Raw genomic sequence first — 18,664 nt, 5'->3', positions numbered from 1 at the left:
TACATCGGCATTGCTCCCCGGGCTGCGCCGGTATAGACCTTTGAGGCACCCTTGACTCCTGGGCTCGTTGACCATGGGCCGGGAGTCACTACGGGGAAAGGCTCGACGATGGAGCAGCGCGGACTCGGCCGCCGCCGGCTCGTGACCGGCATCCTGGCCGGTGGCGTCGCAGGCGCCAGCAGCACCGGCACGGCACAGGCGAAGGCCGGCAGGTCTCCTGACCTGGTGCCCGCCAAGAAGCTGCGGCCCGGCTACGTGATCGTCGGGCCGGGTGCGACCGTGGTCCGCGTCGCCAGCGTCGACAAGCTGCCGTCGGGTCGGCGCCGGGTCCGCGGCACCGACCCCCACACGGGTGCGGCGGTGCCCCTGGCGGGCGACGTCGACAGGACCGGGTTTCCCTCGCGCTACCGGTTCGTCGTGCTGGCCCGGGGCGCCACGGTGGCCAGCGTCCGGCTCACCGGTCCGACGCCTGTCACCCCCACTGTGATCGACGGCGGAGCCCCCTGATGGCCGACGTCATCAAACTGCGCCGCGGCACCGCGGCACAGTGGGCCGCCGCCGACCCGGTGCTCGCGGCCGGCGAGCCCGGATTCGAGACCGACACGGGACTGCACAAGATCGGCAACGGCGGCAGCCCCTGGTCGACGCTGCCCTACTTCCTGCACGAGCCGGCCCTCGAGACCTGGTATGGCGAGCACCCGCCGAGCATCACCCCGGGCGGGCTGGTCATCAACGTCAAGGACTCCCGCTTCGGCGCAACCGGGGACGGCTCGACCGACGACACGGCCGCGATCCGCCAGGCTCTCGACGAGGCCGATGACGGCGGGGTCGTGTTCTTCCCGCCCGGGACCTACCTCGTCGCGTCAGCGACGTCGAGCATCCTCACCGGTCGCGCCGGCGTGACCCTGGCGGGTGCCGGGCCGACCGCGTCGGTGATCACGGTCGCCCCGACCTCGGCGGCGACCCGGGTGCTCGACCTCTCCCGGGCCTCGGACTCGGGCGTGCGCGATCTCGGCTTCGAGGCGTCCGGCAACACCGCCGTCCTGAGCGCGGTCTATGCCTCTGCCCTGCGCGGCCAGCAGAACATCTGGGTCCGGGGCTGCCGGTTCGCCGACTTCATGCCCGGCAACACGATCACGACCTTCGCCGCCGTCTACACGTGGACCAGCGACGGGGTCCACGTGCTCGACAGCGAGTTCACCGGCTGTGGCCGGGCAGTCACGGTCGACCAGCCGGAGGGGCCCTGCGAGGTCAGCGGCAACCGGGTCACCGCCGACGGCGCCACGACCATGGCCACGGGCATCTACGTGCGCAGGTCGTCCGGGGTGTCCACCGGCCACGTCGTCGTCTCGGGCAACACGGTGAGCGGGGCGTTGCACGACCCGGGTGGCGTCGGGGCCGAGGGACACGGCATCGCGGTCTTCCGCTGCCAGGACGTGCGGGTGATCGACAACCACTCCCAGGGCAACGGCCGTGGGGTCCTGGTCTCCAACCAGGCGTTCGGAGCGCTTGTGCAGGGCAACACCTGCGTCGACAACCACGACGCCGGCATCCGGTGCGAGCCCGAGATCACGGCCACGGACACCTCCGTGGGAGCCAACGGCGCCAACCGCGGCGTCACCGTGATCGGCAACGTCTGCCGGGCGAACCACGCCATCGGCACACCGAGCGGAGCCAACTCCGGCAAGGGCATCACTCTGTCTTACGCCGCCGGCTCGACGGTGGCCGGCAACGTCGTTCGCGACAACAGCGGCGACGGCATCCACTGCGACTCCGACCGCGTGAGCATCGTCGGCAACGTCGTCTCCAACAACTGGACCGGCTACACCATCGACCCGAACCACGGCCGGCGCGGGGGGATCCGGATCTACGCCGGCAGCGGCTGCAACGTGGTCGCCAACCAGTGCTTCGACAACCAGTCGACGAAGACCCAGCAGTACGGCCTGTCGCTGTCCGGCCCGGGCGGCGGCCACCGGGTGCACGGCAACACCTTCGCCGGCAACGCGGCCGGTGAGGTGTTCGGCGCCGAGCGGATCGTCGACGGCTTCTTCGGCGCGACCCCCGTCACCCGGCGCCCCGACCCGGGCACGGCCAACGCACTCAACACCCCGACCGTGCTCAACAACCTGGTGCAGTCGCTGCGCGAGCTCGGCCTGATCACCTAGCCGCGATCAGCGGCCCTGGTCACCTGAGTGGTCTGGGTCAGCAGGACGAGCTCGCCGAGCTCGACGAGCTGCCGGGCTCGATGGTCGGCGTGACTGTGACCACGGCGTTGCCGGTCTGACCCGGCCCGCCGCGCATCCGCCAGGCAAGGTCCACCGTCTGCTGGGGCTCCAGGAAGACGAACGTGGTGACGACCGGCCGGCCGTCGTGCACCACGGGCTCCAGGTCCTCGAGCACCTCGCCGTTGAGCGTGACCCGCTCGATCTCGCCGTCCACCGGGGCATAAAGGCGCACGGCGACCAGCTGGGACCCGGGCTCGAGGCCCGTGGCACCGCCGCCGGTCACGGAGTCGGGGAGTGTCTCGCCGGCGTCGGCGGGTGCCACCGACGTCAGGCGGGCCAGGCCGTCCAGCACCTGCACGTCGCCGCTGCACGAGGTGGCGTCGACGCGGACCTTGGTGCGCAGGAAGTAGGACATCTTCGACGCGGTGGTGTCGTTGAGGTAGACCCCGACGTGTGGTCGCTCGGTCGGCTCCTTGACCAGCTCGCCGGCCACATCCGTGCCGGCCAGCACGCCCTGCTCGTCGGTGTCGAAGCTGTGGACGTAGAGCCGGTTCTCCGAGCCCGCCCGGGCCAGCGCCCGCAGGATCTCCTGCGGGTCACCCTCGCCCGCGGTGACCTTGTCGAAGACGGCCCGGGCCACCCGCTTGAAGTAGCGGTCCTGGGCGTCGGGGTCCTCGTAGCGCAGGTAGGGCGCGTGCAGGAGCTCGGCGACGGCGTTATCGCTGGTGATCTCGACGTCGCCCACGTTGACCGGCCCGGTGGCGGACAGCAGGTAGGACAGGGCGACCGGGTCGATCGCGAGCACCCCGTCGACCTGGTCGTCGTAGGCCTGCTCCCACCGCGCCTTCATCAGGTCTGCAGTGCGCGGGAAGTCGGGGGTGAAGTTGGCGTCGAGGAAGAAGATCCCGAGCTGGGGGCCGTAGATCTGCTCCTCCGCCTCGGTCAGGGGGAGCACGGGCACCTCGGTGTGGCCGAGGGACGAGGCCGCCACCTGCCGGGTGAGCGAGAGGCGTCCGTCGGTCGCGTTGAGCACGCTCACGGCGCCCGGGAGACCGCCGGTCGAGCGCACCTCGGCGTTGTTCTGGAAGACGAGGAGGTAGTTGCGCTCCCCGGCCCGGCCGAGCATGTCGGGCATCACCTGCAGGGCGGTGTCGGCGGTCTCGAGCACGCCGGCGGCGTCGCGGACCCGCCGGGCGAGCTCGCGATACTTCGACTTGAGGGGGGCGACGTACGACGAGGAGTCCTCGTCGTCCAACCGGGACGAGGCGTCGGCGAACGCGTCGTGCGCGGCGGCCACAGGGGCCTGCAGGTCACCGAGGCGGTCCACCGGGACCCGGCCCTCCTGCGGGAGGAACGACTCGAGGTCGGTGGCCTCGTCAACGAGAGGGGTGAGGGCGTCCTGCGTCAGGTCGCTCACCACGTCCGCGGCCAGCCGGACCCCGTCCACGTCGTCACCGACCACCGGCAGGCGGGCCAGGACGCCGAACGTGACTCCACCGGTGCGGCCCGCGGCGGAGTCGGTGTGGCGCTCGAGACCGGCGAGTGCCGCCTCGGCGGCCGGCTGGTCACCGGTCTCGACGGCGTCCTCGAGCGCGGAGGCATCACTGATGGCGGCCCGGAGATCCTGGTTGACCCGCCAGGACTGGTAGCCAGTCCAGGCGACGGCGACCAGGACGAGGGCCAGAAGAACGAGGAGGCCGACGCGGACTGCGCGCGAGCTCACGATGGCAAACCTCTCGGGGTCAGGTCTCTGCGTTCGACGACGTCCGGCTCACACTCTCAGACGACGTCCGGCAACAGCGAAGGGGCCCTCTCGACGAGAGGGCCCCTTCGGCTGTGGAGCGTGTGGCTGGGTCAGCCGACGACGTCGAAGCCGCCGCCGTTCCTCGAGTTGATGAAGATCGAGCCCTTGGGCGACTTGTACTTCGCGACGACGCTGTAACCGCCGGTCTTGCCCAGGCTGCCGGTCTTGATGCAGGCCTTGCCGTTGGCGTTGAGGTCCTTGGACGACTTGAAGAAGTAGCCGCCCAGGTTGCGCTTGACCTTGAACACCACCCGGCCGACGGGCGTGGCGTTGGTGCCTCGGGCGTTAACCGTCGCGCAGACCTTGGCCTTCTTGCCCTGGGGCACGACGCCAGGCGTCGTCACCTTGGTGACGGTGGAGACGCACCCGCTGTATTGGGTGGGCGTGCAGTTGGCGGACGCAGTGCTGCCGGTGGCGACCACCAGTCCGGCCGCCATGAGAACGGCGGCGAACAGGGCCGCGATCAGCTTCTTCATGTATTTACTCCCCGCTGTCGACGTGGTGGCGTCGACGCTCGGCTGGTGGATGACTTGACTAGACAATCACACCGTTTGCGAATCCGCACCCCTAGGGCCCGAGACTCGGCAGAATCTCACCCCTCGGAGGGAGATTTAACCTCCGGGTAACCCGGGCCGGACCGCGGCCACGGCCCCGCGTCAGCGCAGGGGCCGCACGTGCAGGCCGACCTCGGGGTCGACCACGACCTCCTGGGCCGCCGGCATCCCGTCGACCGTGAGCTCGGCGGCGAGGTCGACGTTGCGCTTCACCAGGGCCAGGGCGATCGGGCCCAGCTCGTGGTGACGGGCACTCGAGCCCACGAACCCGATGGCCTTCTCTCCGAGGAGGACGTCCGCCCCGGCGGCCGGCAGCCGGTTCTCGGTGCCGTCGAGGTGCAGCAAGGTGAGCCGGCGCGGGGGTCTTCCGAGCGTGTGGACGCGGGCCACCGTCTCCTGCCCGCGGTAGCAGCCCTTGTCGAGGTGGACGGCGCTGCCGATCCAGCCGACCTCGTTGGGGATCGTGCGGTGGTCGGTGTCGATGCCGAAGCGGGGCTCGCCGCGAGCGATCCGCAGCGCCTCGAAGGCCCACGTCCCGGCGGCCGGGCCGGCCGCCTCGGCGTACGCCGGGAGCCGGTCGCGCGGGACCAGCTCGTAGGGGTCCTCGACCCGGCTCGGTCGCCACGCCACGGCGAGCTCGGCGGTCACGTCGGTGATCTCGACGCGGGTCATGAACTTCATCCGCTCGAGGAACTCGATGAGCGCGGCCGCGGCGCCGGGCTCGGTGTGCAGCGTGAACGCGGTGCCGTCGTCGGTGCCGCGGAAGGCGTGCTCGACGTGGCCCTGCGGGCTGAGGATCAGCGCCTGGGTGCCGGTGCCGGGCCGCAGGTCGGTGAGGTGCTGGGTGGTGAGCGAGTGCAGCCAGGTGAGCCGGTCGGGTCCCTCGAGGCGGACGACGTCGCGGTGGGACAGGTCGACGAACCCCTCGAGCTGCTCGAGGGCGCGCTGCTCCTTGTTGAACGAGCCGTAGTGGGCGGCCACCGGGGCGTCGGCGCCGTCACCGGCGACCGCGCCGGGCAGCCGGAGCAGCGGGCTGCTCGGCCGGCTGCCGGACGTAGCGCTCATGAGCAGTCCTCGCAGGTGCCGAACACGGTGAGGTGCCCGACGTCGGCCGTGAACGAGAACTCGGCGTCCAGGCGGGCGAGCAGCGGCTTGATCACATCAGGGTCAACCGAGATGACCTTGTGGCAATTCCGGCAGACCAGGTGGAAGTGCTCGTGGTCCCGCACGGAGTGGTAGGTCGGCGCCCGGTCGGACAGGTGTGCATGGCGCACCAGGCCGAGCTCCTCCAGCACCTCGAGCGTGCGGTAGACGGTGGAGACGTTGACCGCGTCGCTGTGCTTGCGCACCTCGACGAGCACCTCGTCGGGGGTGGCGTGACCGAGCGTGTCGACGGCGTTGAGGATCAGCTCACGCTGCGGGGTGAGCCGGTAGCCCCGCTCGCGGAGCGTCTCGCGCCAGTCCTGGTGGGACACGCCACCAGACTCCCACGACCGGTGTCGGTCCGGCTGTGGGTCGTCGGTCGCGGCCCGGCTCGTCAGCGACCGACGTCGAACCCGGTCGACCCGCTGGACGGGTTGAAGATCGAGCCCTTGAGCGGCACGAAGGCGACGTTGACGGTGTAGCCGCCCTTGCGCTTGACCTTCTTGGTGACCACGCACATCTTGCCGCCCTCGTAGGGGACCGTCTTGCGGAAGTTGTACTTGCCCCGGTTGCGCTTGACCACGAAGCGGAGCTCACCGCGGGGAGTGGCGTTGCTGCCCACGGCCGCGACCGTGCCGCACACCGTGGCCTTGCGGCGCTTGGGGACCACCTTGGGTGCCGAGGCCGTGGTCGTCGTGTCGACGCAGCCCGAGTAGGAGTTGCAGGCGGCAGCGCTGGCGGACGGCGTGGCGACGGCCATCAGGCCGGCAGCCATGAGCATGGCCGTGAACAGGCCGGTGAGGGTCTTCATGAAGGTGCGGTGCTCCCCGTGTCAGTCGGGTCGGAAGGATTGGCGGAGGATCAGGCGGCCCGGAACCGGGGGTAGCCAATCACGACTTCGTGTCGCGCGGAGGAACAATCCGTCAACAGGACGTGTCGCGGCCCCGGCTCAGGCGCGCTGCAGCCTGGCCCAGGTGTGCGGCTGGAGCTCCTGGCCCATCGCCGCCATGTCGTAGGCATAGAGCAGATCGCCCTCGACCAGACCGTAGAGCCGCTTGCCGGCGACGTACTCCTTGGCCGACTCGGTGCGCACCACGGCGTCGGTGGCGAGCTCGAACTTGGCGGTCTCGGCCTCGCCGTGCCAGACCTCGACGAACCCGGTGTTGTGGGCGAGCAGCAGCTCGAGCCGGCCCTCGGGGCGGCAGCGCAGGAACCCGGTCTCCAGGGCCGCGTCGCGCACCTTGTCGCCGTTGTCGTCGACGATCCAGGCGCGCGAGAAGTAGTGGAAGAACGGCCGGCCGTCGTGGGTGAAGATCAGCTCCTGGCCGAACTGGTAGGGCTCGATCGTCGGGTAGTCGCCGTGCCCGTTGCCCTGCCAGGTGCCGAGCAGCCAGGCGACCGGCGCGCAGTCGGGGTGGAGGTTGTCGGGGAGCTCGAACGCCACCCCTGCACCTTAGGGCGTGTCGAGCAGCACCGTGATCGGGCCGTCGTTGACCGAGGCGACCCGCATGTCGCCGCCGAAGACGCCGCGTTCCACGGTGGCGCCGAGCCGCTCGAGCTCGTCGCAGAACGCGTCGTACGCCGGCTCGCTGGTCTCCCGCGGCGCGGCGGCCTGCCAGGTCGGGCGCCGACCCTTGCGGGCATCGCCGTAGAGGGTGAACTGGCTGACCACCAGGACCGGCGCGTCGATGTCGGAGGCCGACTGCTCGTCGCGGAGGATGCGCAGCTCCCACACCTTGCGCGCCAGCCAGGCGATCTCGGCCAGGCCGTCGTCGTGGGTGACGCCGAGGTAGACCAGCAGCCCGGGCCTCGTGATCTCCCCGACCACCTCGCCGCCCACGGTCACCGACGCGCTCAGGACCCGCTGCACCACCGACCGCACCCGGGCAGCCTCGCACGCCGAGAACAGGCGGCGAAGGGTGAGGCCAGGCGCCGGTGGCGCCGCCGCTGCCGCCTGTTTGCGCGCGGTCGGCAGCCAGGGCGGGTCCACAAGTGCAGAGACGGGTGGTCTTCCACAGGTGCCGTCCCGTCGGCCCACGGGCGCCGCCGACGCCGGACATCCTCGTTACGTGTCCGACCCGACCCAGCGAGCCGAGCCGGTGCGCGGCCCCAGTCCCGGCGCCGGCTGGGTCCAGGTCACGCACGGCGTGCACGTCGTGGATGACGGTGACCCGCGCACCGCCTTGAGGGCCTGGCAGCTGCTCCTTCCGAGCCACGGTTGCTTCACTCATCTGACAGCGGTCAGCGCTCGAGGTTGGTGGTTGCCTCCCCTGCCCAACAAGCTGCCCGTGTTCGTGAGCATCGGCCAGGCAGACCCCCGTCCGCTCCGAGCAGGAGTGCGGTCGATCCGGTTGGCTCACCCCTGTGAACCGGACGTCGTCGACGGCGTGCGGCTGGCCCCACCGATCGACACCCTGCTCGCATGCGCGACCGACCTCGGGCTCCTCGATCTCGTGGTGCTGCTCGACGGAGCGGCGTACGCCGGCGACATCTCATTGATGGACCTGACCCGCGAGCTCGCGGTGACGTGGCGGGGACGGCGCGGGGTGACGACACTGCGGATGGCGCTCGATCTGGCCGACCCCAGGTCCGAGTCGCCATGGGAGACCCTGCTGCGTCTGCTGCACGTGGTGTGCGGGATCGAGGTGCAACCTCAGTACGTGCTGACCGGTGGGTCCGAGCAGGTGGCGCGTGCCGACCTGTGGGTGGTCGGCACCCGGAGCCTGCACGAGTACGACGGTGAGGTCCACCTGCCCAAAGGGGCCCAGCAGAAGGACCTGCGGCGCCTCCGGCGCATCAGCGGCGTCGAGTGGGTCAGACGCGGCTACACGTCGGACGACGTGCTCCATCGGGCGGTCACGATCCTCCGCGACGCCGACTCGGCCGTCGGCCGCGAGCACCGCCCTGAACGGGTCCGCGAGTGGCACCAGCTGCTCAAGAGCTCGCTGTTCACACCCGCCGGCACGACGCGGTTCCTAGGCAGGATCGGTCAGACGCCAGCGGCCTGACGGGTCCACTTCCGTTCGCACCTGGCCCACCGAGCCTGGCACGATGCCCAGGTGTCCACGCCGCTCCTGATCACCGTCGCGCCGACGGGTGCCGAGACCGCCAAGGCGGACTGTCCGCAGCTGCCGACCACGCTCGAGGAGCTGGTGGCGACGGCCAAGGAGTGCGAGGCCGCGGGGGCCGGGATGATCCACGTGCACATCCGCGACGACGACCACCGGCCGACCCTCGACCTGGTGCGACTCACCGACACCGTGGCCGCGCTGCGCGAGGCGACCGACCTCGTTGTGCAGCTCTCGACCGGGGGCTCGGTGCACGACCCGCTCGACCAGCGGCTGAAGGTCCTCGACGCGGAGCCCGACTCCTGCTCGCTGACCATGGGTACGACGAACTTCGGCGACGACGTGTTCTCCAACCCCTGGCCGTTCGTCTGCGAGCTCTACCAGCTCGCCCAGGAGCGGGGCGTGGTCCCGGAGTTCGAGCTGTTCGACCTCGGGCAGGTGTGGGCGCTGGAGCGGCTGCTCGGGAAGTACGGCCTGCCGAGCGGAGGGCGGGTGCACGTCGACTTCGTCATGGGCGTGCCCGGCGGGATGCCCGGCACGGCCGCCGCCCTGGTCGCCGGGGTCGCGGCGCTGCCGGCCGAGGTCACCTCGTGGTCGGCGACCGGCATCGGCCGGTCCACGCTCCCGGTGATGCTCGCCTCGCTCGCCCAGGGCGGCCACCTCCGGGTGGGCATGGAGGACGTCCTGACCATCAGCCGCGGCGTGCCCGTCGAGTCCAACGCCCAGCTCGTCACCCGGGCGGTCCAGGCGGGCACCGTCGCCCAGCGGACCCCGATGACCACCACCCAGGCCCGCGAGCTGCTGGGCCTGCCCGCGGACGCCGCCGCATGAGCACCCCCCGCATGACCCGCCCGCTCGTGGTCAAGGTGACCTGCGGAGCCGAGGCGGCGGAGCGGTGCAACCAGGGCTTCACCGTGGCGGCCACCGCGGTGACGGCCGGCGCCGAGGTGTCGCTGTGGCTGACCGGTGAGGCCGCGTGGCTCGCCGTCCCGGGCAACGCGGAGACCTTCGCGCTGCCGCTCGCCACTCCCCTGGCCGAGCTCCTGAACGCCGTCCTCGACAACGGCCGCGTCACCGTCTGCTCCCAGTGCGCCGCCCGCCGCTCGCTCGGCGAGGCCGACCTGCTGCCCGGCGTACGAGTGGCCGGCGCGGCCGTGTTCGCCGAGGAGGTCCTGGGCGAGGACGTGCAGGCGCTGGTCTACTGAGTGTCTACTGAGCGCATGGGGAGCATCGAGCGGCTGACCGACGACGAGCTGCGCGAGGCCGGGGAGATCACCGGCGCCGTGTCCGCCGCACTCGACGAGCAGGTGGTCGGCCAGGAGCGCCTCAAGACCGCGATGCTGGTGGCGCTGCTCGCGGAGGGACACCTCCTGGTCGAGTCGGTGCCCGGCCTGGCCAAGACGTTGGCCTCCTCGACGCTGGCGCATGCGGTCAGCGCGTCGTTCTCGCGCATCCAGTGCACCCCTGACCTGCTGCCCAGCGACATCGTCGGCACCCAGGTCTACGACCCGCGCGACCACAGCTTCGAGACCCAGCTCGGGCCGGTGCACGCCAACATCGTGCTGCTCGACGAGATCAACCGGGCGAGCGCCAAGACCCAGTCGGCGATGCTCGAGGCGATGCAGGAGCGGCAGACCTCCATCGGCGGCCACATCCACCCGCTCCCCCGGCCGTTCGTCGTGCTCGCCACCCAGAACCCCATCGAGCAGGAGGGCACCTACGTCCTGCCCGAGGCCCAGATGGACCGCTTCCTGCTCAAGGAGGTGCTGGACTACCCCACCGCCGACGAGGAGGTCTCGGTCCTCGACCGGGTCGAGGACGGCACCCTGTCCGGGGCGGCACCTGCGCCGGGGGTCGTCGGGCCCGAGGACATCCGCCGGCTCCAGTCGCTCTCCCAGCGGGTCTACGTCGACGCCGCGGTCAAGCGCTACATCGTCGACCTGGTCCACGCCACCCGCAACGCCCGCGAGGTGCTCGGCCCCGAGCTCGGGGGCTACGTCGAGACCGGCGCCAGCCCGCGCGGCACCATCGCGTTCTTCCACGTCGCCAGGGCCCTGGCGATCCTCGCCGGGCGCTCGTTCGTGGTGCCGGAGGACGTCCGCGAGCTGCGGCACAGCGTGCTGCGGCACCGGCTGCACCTGACCTTCGAGGCCCTCGCCGACCGGGTCGCGCCCGAGACGCTGGTCGACGCGATCTTCGGCGCCGTCCCCACGCCGTGACCCGGCACGTCACCCGGATCCGGGCTCGGCTCACCCTGCAGGCCCACCGGCGCGTGCTCGGCCTGCTCGAGGGTGAGTACGCCGCCACCCTGACCGGGCGGGGCATGGAGCTCAACGACCTGCGCGAGTATGTCCGCGGCGACGACCCCAAGGACATCGACTGGAAGGCGTCGGCCCGGCACGGCGACCTGCTCGTCAAGCGGTTCGTCGCCCAGCGCCGGCACACCGTCGTCCTCGTCGTCTCGACCGGACGCGGGATGGCGGCCGCCGCGACCCTCGAGGAGTCCAAGCGCGACCGGGCGGTCGAGGTCGCCGGCATCGTCGGCTGGCTCGCGGTGCGGCAGGGCGACCGGGTGGGGGCGGTCAGCGGCAGCGCGGCCGGCCACCACGTCCTCCCGCCGGGCGCCGGCGAGGCCCACCTCGAACGCGCCCTGTCCGCGGCGTACGACGCCGTCAGCGCGAGCGGGCCGGAGGCCGACCTGCCCGCACTGCTGCGGCAGGTCGCCCAGCAGGTACGCCGCCGCGCGATCGTGCTGGTGGTCGCCGACGACGACGAGGCGACGCCGGAGCTCGAGGCCGCGCTGCGCCGGCTGGTGGTGCAGCACGAGTTGCTGATGGTGACGATCGGCGACCTCGACCCGGCCGCCGTGCCGGCCGGGGCGCCGCGGTCGGTGGACGTCACCGAGGACGTCAGCAAGGACACGGGGCTCCCGGCGTGGGTGCGCGGCGACCCGCTCCTGATGGCCGAGCTCGCCGACGACCGGACCGGCCGGCTGGCGCGGTGGCAGTCCCGGATGGCCGATCTCGGGGTGGTGCACGAGCACCTCGACGAGTCCAGCACGACGCTGTCGGCCGTCCGCCGGCTGCTCGAGCGGAACAAGCATGCGCGCCGCCGATGAGCTGCAGGGCCCGGTCGGCTACGACGACCGCTGGCTGCTCCTCGCGCTGCTCGCGCTCGGCCTGGTGGCGGCCTACTACGCCGCGGTGCTCTGGTGGACCCGCGACCGGCCGACCCGCGCGCGGCCGGCGGAACAGCCGAGCACCTGGCTGACCCGGCTCGACGAGATCAGCGACGCGGTCGCCCGCGGCGACCTGACCGCCCGCCAGGGCCACCAGGAGATCAGCCGGACGGTCCGGGCGTTCGTCGTCGAGCGCAGCGGCGTACCGGCCTCGATGATGACCCTCGGCGACTTCCAGGAGCATGGTCCCGAACGCCTCGCCGACCTGGTCGCGCTGACCTACCCGCCGTCCTTCTCCCCTGACCAGGAGCTGCCCTCGTCGATGTTCGACGAGGCCGCGGCCCGGGCCCGGACGTTGGTGACCACGTGGACCTGACGCTCCCCGACGGGCTCACCCGCCCGTGGGCGCTGGCCGCGGTCGGGCTCGGCGTGGTGGTGCTGATGGCGTGGTGGGCGCGGCGGCGCCGGCCTCGCGGCGAGACCCTGCTGCTGGCCCGGACGGCCAGGCTGCGCCGGCTGCCGCGCTACCAGGCCCGGCTGCGCCGGCAGCGTCGCGCCGGTCTGCTGCTCACCGCCGGCAGCCTGCTGCTGGTCGCGGGGGCGGCGGTGGTGCTGGCGCGTCCGGACGTCGTCGAGACCGGACGGCCGGACGCGCGGAGCCGTGACCTGATGCTCTGCCTCGACGCCTCCCCCTCGATGGACCGCGACAACCTGTCCGTGGTGCGCGAGGTGCGCCGGGTGGTCGAGGGGCTGAGAGGCGACCGGGTCGGGCTGGTGATCTGGAGTGGCGCCGCGGTGGTGGCGTTCCCGCTGACCGACGACTACGCCTACGTCGACGAGCAGCTCGACCGGGCGGAGGCGGCGTTCAGCGGCGACAGCGACCGGTTCTTCGCCGGGATCCACGAGAACGACGAGGGGGTGTCCCTCATCGGCGACGGGCTCGTCTCGTGCGTGCGGAGGTTCGACCGCCCGGCCGGCGAGCGCACCCGGGCCGTGCTGCTGGCCTCGGACAACGAGCCCTTCGGCACCACGCTCTTCACCCTGCCGGAGGCCGCGGAGCTCGCCGTACGGCGCGAGGTACTGGTCTATGCCCTGGCCGGCAGCGCGCTGGCCAAGCCGAAGAACGCGCCCGCACTGGAGGAGCTCACCGAAGCCGCCCGCTCCACCGGCGGAACGCTGGTGCAGCTCGAGGAGGAGGGCGGCACCGACCGCCTGGTCGACCGGATCGACGACCTGGAGAAGGCGCGGGCGGTCGAGCCGGCCCGGCCGGTGTCCCGCGAGGCACCGGCCGCCGGACTACTGCTCGCGCTCGCCGGCGCGCTCGTCCTCGCCGCCGGCTGGGGCGTCGGCTGGGGCATCGGCCGCGACCGCCGGGTCCGTCCCGGAGCCGGGAGGGCCGACCGGTGAGGGCCCTCCGCGTCGTACGCCGGCTGACGCTGGCGTTGGCGCTGCTCGCGCTGGTGCTCGGTCTGGGCGACCGGGAGGCGGTCGCCCCCCAGGCCACCCCCGAGCTCGACGTGGTGGTGGCCATCGACCGGACCACCTCGATGTCCGCGCTCGACGACCCGTCTGGCTCGCGGATCACCGCGGTGCGTCGCGACCTGGTCGAGCTCGGCGACCAGATGGGCCCGGCGCGGTTCTCGGTCGTGACCTTCGGCGAGTCCGCGACCCTGCGGATGCCGGCCACCTCCGATCGCGACATCTACCGCGGCGAGGTGGCCTCGATCCAGGTCGAGCACGCCGACGGCGGCGCCGGCTCGTCGGTCGGCCTGGCGGTGCCGCTCCTGGAGGACCTGTTCGACCGCTCGGCCGAGAGCTCGACCGAGCGGCTGCCGGTGCTGGTCTTCGTGAGCGACGGCGAGAACACCTCGCCCGACCCGCAGGCGTCGTTCCGGGGCCTGGCGGAGAGGACCGAGGCCTCGGTGGTCCTCGGCTACGGCACCGTGGAGGGCGGCACGATGCCGCTGCGCCGGGTCGATCTGGACGAGACGCCGCCGCCCGCGTCGGACCCGGGCCCGGTCGTCACGGTCCCGGAGACCGGGGAGGCGGCCGTCTCCCGGCTCGACGATGCCAACCTCCAGCGGATCGCCGACGAGCTCGGGGCGACCTACCTCCCACCGGCCGAGACCCGGAGCATGGCCGAGGTGGCCACCCAGCTGGCCGAGCGGGCCTATGCCGGGCTCGAGCCCGGCCGGCCACAGCGCGAGCTGCGCTGGCTGTGGGCACTGCTGGTCATCCTGCTGGTCCTGCCCGAGCTGCGGACCGGGTGGCGGTTCTGGCTCCAGGCCCGGAGGGAGAACGCCGATGGCTGACGCACCTGACCAGCACCGCCGACTGCGGCTCCGCCGCCGGCTGCTCGTGCTCGGTCTGCTGCCGCTGCTGCTCGCCCTGGCGCTCTGCGCCAAGGTCGGGGTGATGCTGGCGCTCGACGACCGGGGCCGCGGTGCCTTCGACGACGGCCACTTCGACCGGGCCGAAGAGGCCTTCGGGACGAACGGGTGGCTCAACGTGTTCGAGCCGTGGGTCAGCACGTTCGACCAGGGCACGGCGGAATACCGGCTCGCGGACTATCCGCGCGCCCGGGTCCTGCTCGAGCAGGCCCTCCTGGTCGTGCCCGGCGAGGACGAGTGTCTGGTGCGCACCAACCTCGCGCTCACGCTCGAGGCCCTCGGCGATGCCGACCTCGTCGACGGCCGGCGTGACCAGGCCGAGGCCCGCTGGCGGGAGGGGATCGCGGTGCTCGACCAGGGTGCTTGCCGGGACGGCGCGGCTGCGACGCACCGTGTCGCCGCGGCCCGCAGCGTGGCGACACGGCTGGCCGAGAAGCTCGCCGACCGGGCGGTCGCGGACGACGCCACCAACCCGGAGGACCAGGACCCGCCCGACCTGGAGGAGCTGGAACAGCGCAACGAGGAGGCGCAGGAGCAGCGGCGCAAGAACGAGGAGACGCGCGAGGACGAGCCCGACGACCCCGACGACGAGCCGGACGACCCGAGCACCCCGCCGTCGTACTCCTGGTGAGCCAGACTCCTCGCATGCGCGCCGAGCCGTCCGCCGACCTCGCGGTCGTCACCGACGTACGCCGCCGCTGCGTCGAGGCCGGTGAGTTCGACCCGCTCGACGAGGCCACCTCGATCCGGCTCAAGCACCACGGACTCGAGGACGCGGAGCTCTGGGTGACCGGGACGGACGGGTTCGCCCTGGCCCACGGTTCGGCGGTCGAACAGGCGGTCGAGCTGGCGGTCGCGCCGGACGCTCGCGGCGCCGGGCTGGGCCGCGAGCTGGCGGCGGCGGCCCTGGGCGGGCGCCTCGCGATGCACCCAGCCGTGACGGCCTGGTCGCACGGCGACCACCCCGCCGCGGCCCGGCTGGCGGCGGCCCACGGTTTGGCGAGGGCGCGCGAGCTCTGGGTGATGCGCCGTCCCGCGGCGGACCCACTCCCCGACCTCGGCGTCCCGGACGGCATCGAGGTGCGGTCCTACCGCCCGCAGGACGCCGGCGAGGTCGTGCGGGTCAATGCAGCAGCCTTCGCCCATCACCCGGAGCAGGGAGCGATGGACGAGGCTGAGCTCGCGGAGCGGATGGCCGAGGAGTGGTTCGACCCGGCCGGGCTGCTGGTCGCCGCCGACGACCACGGCTCGCTGGTGGGCTTCCACTGGACCAAGCAGCACAGCCCGCGGCTCGGGGAGGTCTATGTCGTCGGCATCGACCCGGCCGCCCAGGGCCGCGGCCTGGGCCGGGTCCTCACCGTCGCCGGCCTGGCGCACCTCGCGGACGCCGGCGTCGAGGAGGTCCTGCTCTACGTCGAGTCCGACAACGCCGCCGGGCGGCGCCTCTACGAAGGCCTCGGCTTCACCCACGCAGCCGCCGACACGCACGTGCAGTACCGGCGGGCAGCCGGCGGCGGCCCGGTCAGGGCGTGACGTCCGACAGCTCGTAGGACGTCATCTGGTCACGGCCCCCGCGCTTCGCGGCGTAGAGCGCCTGGTCCGCGGCGAAGTAGAGGTGCTGCGCGTCGTCCGCGTGGGTCGGCGAGTGTGCGAGGCCGAGACTGATCGAGACGTGGATGACGTCACCCACGCTGAGGGCGAAGCCGTGGCCACGGACCGCGTCGACGATCTGCTCGGCTCGGCGCCGGGCCACCTCCAGCGTGCAGCCGGGCATGAGCACCGCCATCTCGTCACCGCCCAGCCGGCACACCACGTCGCCGCGGCGCGAGGCCTCGACCAGGAGGGACGAGAGCTGCACCAGCACCTCGTCACCACCCGGGTGGCCGAACCGGTCGTTGACCGACTTGAACCAGTCGACGTCCAGAAGCAGCAGCGAGGTGCCGTCGTCGTCGGGGCGCTGCAGCGCCGCCTCCAACGCCTCGTCGAAGGCGCGCCGGGTCACCAGGCCGGTCAGGGAGTCGGTGCCGGCGTGCCGGCGCAGCTCGGCGACCAGCTCGGCCTGGCGTTCCGTCGAGCGCACCAGCAGGACGGTGGCGGTGGCCAGCGCGGCACCGAGGTAGAAGGTGTCCATCACCGCCTCGCGGGGTGCCATCTGGGTGCCCACGACGATGGCCTCGCCGACCACCGACGCCGTGGTCATCACGATCGCCCCGGGCCGAGGCAGCAGGGAGGCGCCGTAGAGGACCGGGAAGATGAAGAAGATCTGAGCCGTCACCGAGGCGTCGTGGGTGGCGAGGTCGACGAAGACGATGATCGCGACGCCCAGCACGGGCACCACTGCCCAGGCGAGCCGGTTGGCCTCGTCGAACCACCACGCCAGACCGCACAGGACGGCGGCCACGAGGCAGCCGCCCGTGGCGAGGGTGATCAACGGCGTCTCGACCGGACCGGTGTCCTCGGCCATCGGCAGGAACAACAGGGTCACGACAACAGCCACTCCGCCCAGGACGGGCACCGTCCGCGCCGCGGCGCGGTGGTCGCGGGGCTGCATCCAGTCGATCAGGTGCCTCATTGCCGTCCTTCCCCCGACGCCGGTCAGGCGAGGGCGAGACCCACCGGCTCGACCAAGGTAGGACGAGGAACGCCGCAACGACCGCGGAACGCCGAAACTCGCCCACCCGGCCCCGCGGCGGCCGGGTTCCAGTTGGGTCAATCGCCGGTGAGGATCCCGCGCGCGTGCTTGCATTGTCGGATGAGGCAACGCGGCGCGCGGCCCGGTGGGCTGTCATGAGCCTGTGGCTCGCGCTCGCGGGGGCGGCGGCGTCGGCGGCCGCGGCCTTCGGTGCCGGCTCGATCTCGGCCCACCGGCGCGGCCGTGCCCAACGGTCGGCGCTCGACACGACGCTCCACCAGCTCAACCACCAGGTGGACGACTTGGAGCGGCAGCGGCAGGAGCTGGAGCGCCTCGCCCTCCGCGACGAGGTGACCGGCCTCGGCAACCGCCGGTTCCTCCACGATCGCGGGGCCGAGCTCGGTCCGGCGCTGGCGGACTCCTCCCTGCTCCTGCTGGGACTCGACCGCTTCCGCGAGATCAACGACTCGATGGGGCACGCGGCCGGCGACGCCCTGCTGCGCCAGGTCAGCTCGCGGCTCTTGGAGTGCGTGCGCTCGCACGACACGGTCGCTCGCCTCGGCGGTGACGACTTCGCAATCCTGCTCCCGGACGCGGGTGAGTGGGTCGCGGGACGGACCGCCGACCGGGTGCTGGACGCCGTACGCCGGCCGTTCGAGCTGGGCGGTCGGTCGGTCCAGATCCACGGCAGCATCGGGATCGCCCACGGCCGGCTGGACCGGGGGCTGGACGAGCTGCTGCGCAACGCCGAGCTCGCGGTGGGGCAGGCGAAGGCCGGCGGCAGCGACCGCGCCTGCGAGTTCGACCAGGGGATGGCCAACGACACCTCCCAGCGCTTCACCCGGGACGTGGAGATGCGCGCCGCCATGTCCGACGGGGAGTTCAAGATCTACTACCAGCCGATCGTCGACGCACGCGACGGCCGGGTCCTGTCGCTGGAGGCACTGATGCGCTGGGAGCACCCTGAGCGTGGCGTGCTGTCACCGGGGGAGTTCCTGGCGACGGCCCAGCGGACCGGGATGATCGTCGAGCTCGGCCGCTACGCCCTCCACACGGCGTGCGAGCAGGCGGTCTCCTGGCGCCGCAAGCGGCCCTGGCTCACCGTGGCCGTCAACGTCTCGGAGCGCGAGCTCTTCGACCCCGACTTCCCATCCCAGGTCGCCGGCGTGCTCGCCACGACCGGGCTGCCGCCCGAGGCGCTGGTGCTCGAGGTGACCGAGACCGTGCTCGCCGCGGAGGAGCACATCACCGACATCCTCCAGCCGCTGACCGCGATGGGCGTGCAGTGCGCGCTCGACGACTTCGGCACCGGGCACTCCTCGCTCAGCCGGCTGCGCAACCTGTCGGTCAACCAGGTCAAGATCGACATGTCCTTCGTGATGGAGCTGTCGCCCGACCGGATGCAGGGCGCCCCGCTGCTCGCCTCGATCATCGGCCTGGCCCACAGCATCGGGCTGCGAGTGGTCGCCGAGGGTGTGGAGACCCGGATGCAGGCGGACTTCCTGCGCGACCACGGCTGCGAGGAGCTGCAGGGCTACTACTTCAGCCGACCCGTCTCCGCGGCCCAGGTGCCCGCCCTGTTGGCGGCGACACCCGAGGAGAGGGTCGCCGAGGCGGCGGCTGCGGGTTTCTCCAAACCCACCAAACACACCGCGTCACACCCCTAACAT

21 protein-coding genes are annotated in these 18,664 nt (G+C 72.3%); 13 read left to right on the top strand and 8 right to left on the bottom strand.

The features are described from left to right. The first annotated feature begins 108 nt into the window (after positions 1-108). Together ACYVC6_RS06095 and ACYVC6_RS06090 are read left to right on the top strand one after the other, a co-directional pair. Positions 109-507 carry a hypothetical protein gene (locus ACYVC6_RS06095; protein ID WP_460712005.1) on the top strand — a complete coding sequence of 133 codons (399 nt, stop codon included), beginning with the start codon at positions 109-111 and terminating at the stop codon, positions 505-507. Then, on the top strand, positions 507-2,165 hold the full coding sequence (locus tag ACYVC6_RS06090; RefSeq protein WP_460712003.1) for a glycosyl hydrolase family 28-related protein: 1,659 nt from the start codon (positions 507-509) through the stop codon (positions 2,163-2,165). Before ACYVC6_RS06095 ends, ACYVC6_RS06090 begins: the two co-directional genes overlap by 1 nt. Before the next feature lie 37 nt (positions 2,166-2,202). Here ACYVC6_RS06090 and ACYVC6_RS06085 read toward each other — a convergent pair whose 3' ends face one another. From ACYVC6_RS06085 to dtd, 7 genes are all read right to left on the bottom strand, one after another. Then, positions 2,203-3,948 carry a DUF4012 domain-containing protein gene (locus tag ACYVC6_RS06085; RefSeq protein WP_460712001.1) on the bottom strand — a complete coding sequence of 582 codons (1,746 nt, stop codon included), beginning with the start codon at positions 3,946-3,948 and terminating at the stop codon, positions 2,203-2,205. Positions 3,949-4,079: 131 nt separating this feature from the next. Next, entirely contained in the window at positions 4,080-4,505 is a 426-nt protein-coding gene (locus ACYVC6_RS06080) for a hypothetical protein (protein ID WP_460711999.1), read from the bottom strand. Between the two features lie 180 nt (positions 4,506-4,685). Further along, the gene (gene ygfZ / locus ACYVC6_RS06075) at positions 4,686-5,648 is read right to left on the bottom strand and encodes a CAF17-like 4Fe-4S cluster assembly/insertion protein YgfZ (protein ID WP_460711997.1); all 963 of its coding nucleotides are present in this window, start codon (positions 5,646-5,648) and stop codon (positions 4,686-4,688) included. After that, complete coding sequence (locus ACYVC6_RS06070; protein ID WP_460711995.1) at positions 5,645-6,058, bottom strand: Fur family transcriptional regulator; 414 nt, start codon at positions 6,056-6,058, stop codon at positions 5,645-5,647. The genes ygfZ and ACYVC6_RS06070 overlap by 4 nt, the downstream gene beginning before the upstream one ends. 62 nt (positions 6,059-6,120) lie before the next feature. Next, positions 6,121-6,537 carry a hypothetical protein gene (locus ACYVC6_RS06065; RefSeq protein ID WP_460711993.1) on the bottom strand — a complete coding sequence of 139 codons (417 nt, stop codon included), beginning with the start codon at positions 6,535-6,537 and terminating at the stop codon, positions 6,121-6,123. A gap of 138 nt (positions 6,538-6,675) precedes the next feature. Continuing rightward, positions 6,676-7,170 carry a heme-binding beta-barrel domain-containing protein gene (locus ACYVC6_RS06060; RefSeq protein WP_460711991.1) on the bottom strand — a complete coding sequence of 165 codons (495 nt, stop codon included), beginning with the start codon at positions 7,168-7,170 and terminating at the stop codon, positions 6,676-6,678. A 9-nt stretch (positions 7,171-7,179) separates the two neighbouring features. Next, complete coding sequence (gene dtd, locus ACYVC6_RS06055; RefSeq protein WP_460711989.1) at positions 7,180-7,608, bottom strand: D-aminoacyl-tRNA deacylase; 429 nt, start codon at positions 7,606-7,608, stop codon at positions 7,180-7,182. Between the two features lie 187 nt (positions 7,609-7,795). Between dtd and ACYVC6_RS06050 the strand changes: the two genes are divergently transcribed. The 10 genes from ACYVC6_RS06050 to mshD are packed head-to-tail and all read left to right on the top strand — an operon-like array spanning position 7,796 to position 15,895. Next, a complete protein-coding gene (locus ACYVC6_RS06050) occupies positions 7,796-8,734 on the top strand; it encodes a hypothetical protein (protein WP_460711987.1) in 939 nt (312 codons plus the stop codon). Between the two features lie 51 nt (positions 8,735-8,785). Continuing rightward, positions 8,786-9,625, top strand: coding sequence for a beta-keto acid cleavage family enzyme (locus ACYVC6_RS06045; protein ID WP_460711985.1), 840 nt, complete (start codon positions 8,786-8,788; stop codon positions 9,623-9,625). 11 nt (positions 9,626-9,636) lie between these two features. Further along, entirely contained in the window at positions 9,637-9,999 is a 363-nt protein-coding gene (locus ACYVC6_RS06040; protein WP_460711983.1) for a DsrE family protein, read from the top strand. Positions 10,000-10,014: 15 nt separating this feature from the next. Then, positions 10,015-11,013 (top strand): AAA family ATPase, encoded by a 999-nt coding sequence (locus tag ACYVC6_RS06035; protein WP_460711981.1) that lies wholly within the window; start codon positions 10,015-10,017, stop codon positions 11,011-11,013. Then, positions 11,010-11,912 carry a DUF58 domain-containing protein gene (locus ACYVC6_RS06030; protein ID WP_460711979.1) on the top strand — a complete coding sequence of 301 codons (903 nt, stop codon included), beginning with the start codon at positions 11,010-11,012 and terminating at the stop codon, positions 11,910-11,912. The genes ACYVC6_RS06035 and ACYVC6_RS06030 overlap by 4 nt, the downstream gene beginning before the upstream one ends. Beyond that, positions 11,896-12,348: a hypothetical protein gene (locus tag ACYVC6_RS06025; RefSeq protein WP_460711977.1), complete on the top strand. Its 453-nt coding sequence runs from the start codon at positions 11,896-11,898 to the stop codon at positions 12,346-12,348. The genes ACYVC6_RS06030 and ACYVC6_RS06025 overlap by 17 nt, the downstream gene beginning before the upstream one ends. Then, positions 12,339-13,379, top strand: a complete 1,041-nt coding sequence (locus tag ACYVC6_RS06020; protein WP_460711975.1) for a VWA domain-containing protein — start codon at positions 12,339-12,341, stop codon at positions 13,377-13,379. The genes ACYVC6_RS06025 and ACYVC6_RS06020 overlap by 10 nt, the downstream gene beginning before the upstream one ends. Further along, positions 13,376-14,284, top strand: coding sequence for a VWA domain-containing protein (locus tag ACYVC6_RS06015; protein WP_460711973.1), 909 nt, complete (start codon positions 13,376-13,378; stop codon positions 14,282-14,284). The genes ACYVC6_RS06020 and ACYVC6_RS06015 overlap by 4 nt, the downstream gene beginning before the upstream one ends. Next, a complete protein-coding gene (locus ACYVC6_RS06010; RefSeq protein ID WP_460711971.1) occupies positions 14,277-14,993 on the top strand; it encodes a hypothetical protein in 717 nt (238 codons plus the stop codon). The genes ACYVC6_RS06015 and ACYVC6_RS06010 overlap by 8 nt, the downstream gene beginning before the upstream one ends. 14 nt (positions 14,994-15,007) lie before the next feature. Then, complete coding sequence (gene mshD / locus ACYVC6_RS06005; protein WP_460711969.1) at positions 15,008-15,895, top strand: mycothiol synthase; 888 nt, start codon at positions 15,008-15,010, stop codon at positions 15,893-15,895. Here the strand turns inward: mshD and ACYVC6_RS06000 are convergent. Continuing rightward, entirely contained in the window at positions 15,885-16,934 is a 1,050-nt protein-coding gene (locus ACYVC6_RS06000) for a GGDEF domain-containing protein (RefSeq protein ID WP_460711967.1), read from the bottom strand. The two genes, mshD and ACYVC6_RS06000, sit on opposite strands and share 11 nt — an antisense overlap. A gap of 215 nt (positions 16,935-17,149) precedes the next feature. Between ACYVC6_RS06000 and ACYVC6_RS05995 the strand changes: the two genes are divergently transcribed. Next, positions 17,150-18,661 carry a putative bifunctional diguanylate cyclase/phosphodiesterase gene (locus ACYVC6_RS05995; RefSeq protein WP_460711965.1) on the top strand — a complete coding sequence of 504 codons (1,512 nt, stop codon included), beginning with the start codon at positions 17,150-17,152 and terminating at the stop codon, positions 18,659-18,661. Positions 18,662-18,664: the final 3 nt, after the last annotated feature.

The sequence above is a fragment of the Nocardioides dilutus genome (genome assembly GCF_054779555.1).
Note: the sequence above shows the minus strand (reverse complement) of the source record. Positions and strands in the feature narration are given on the sequence as shown.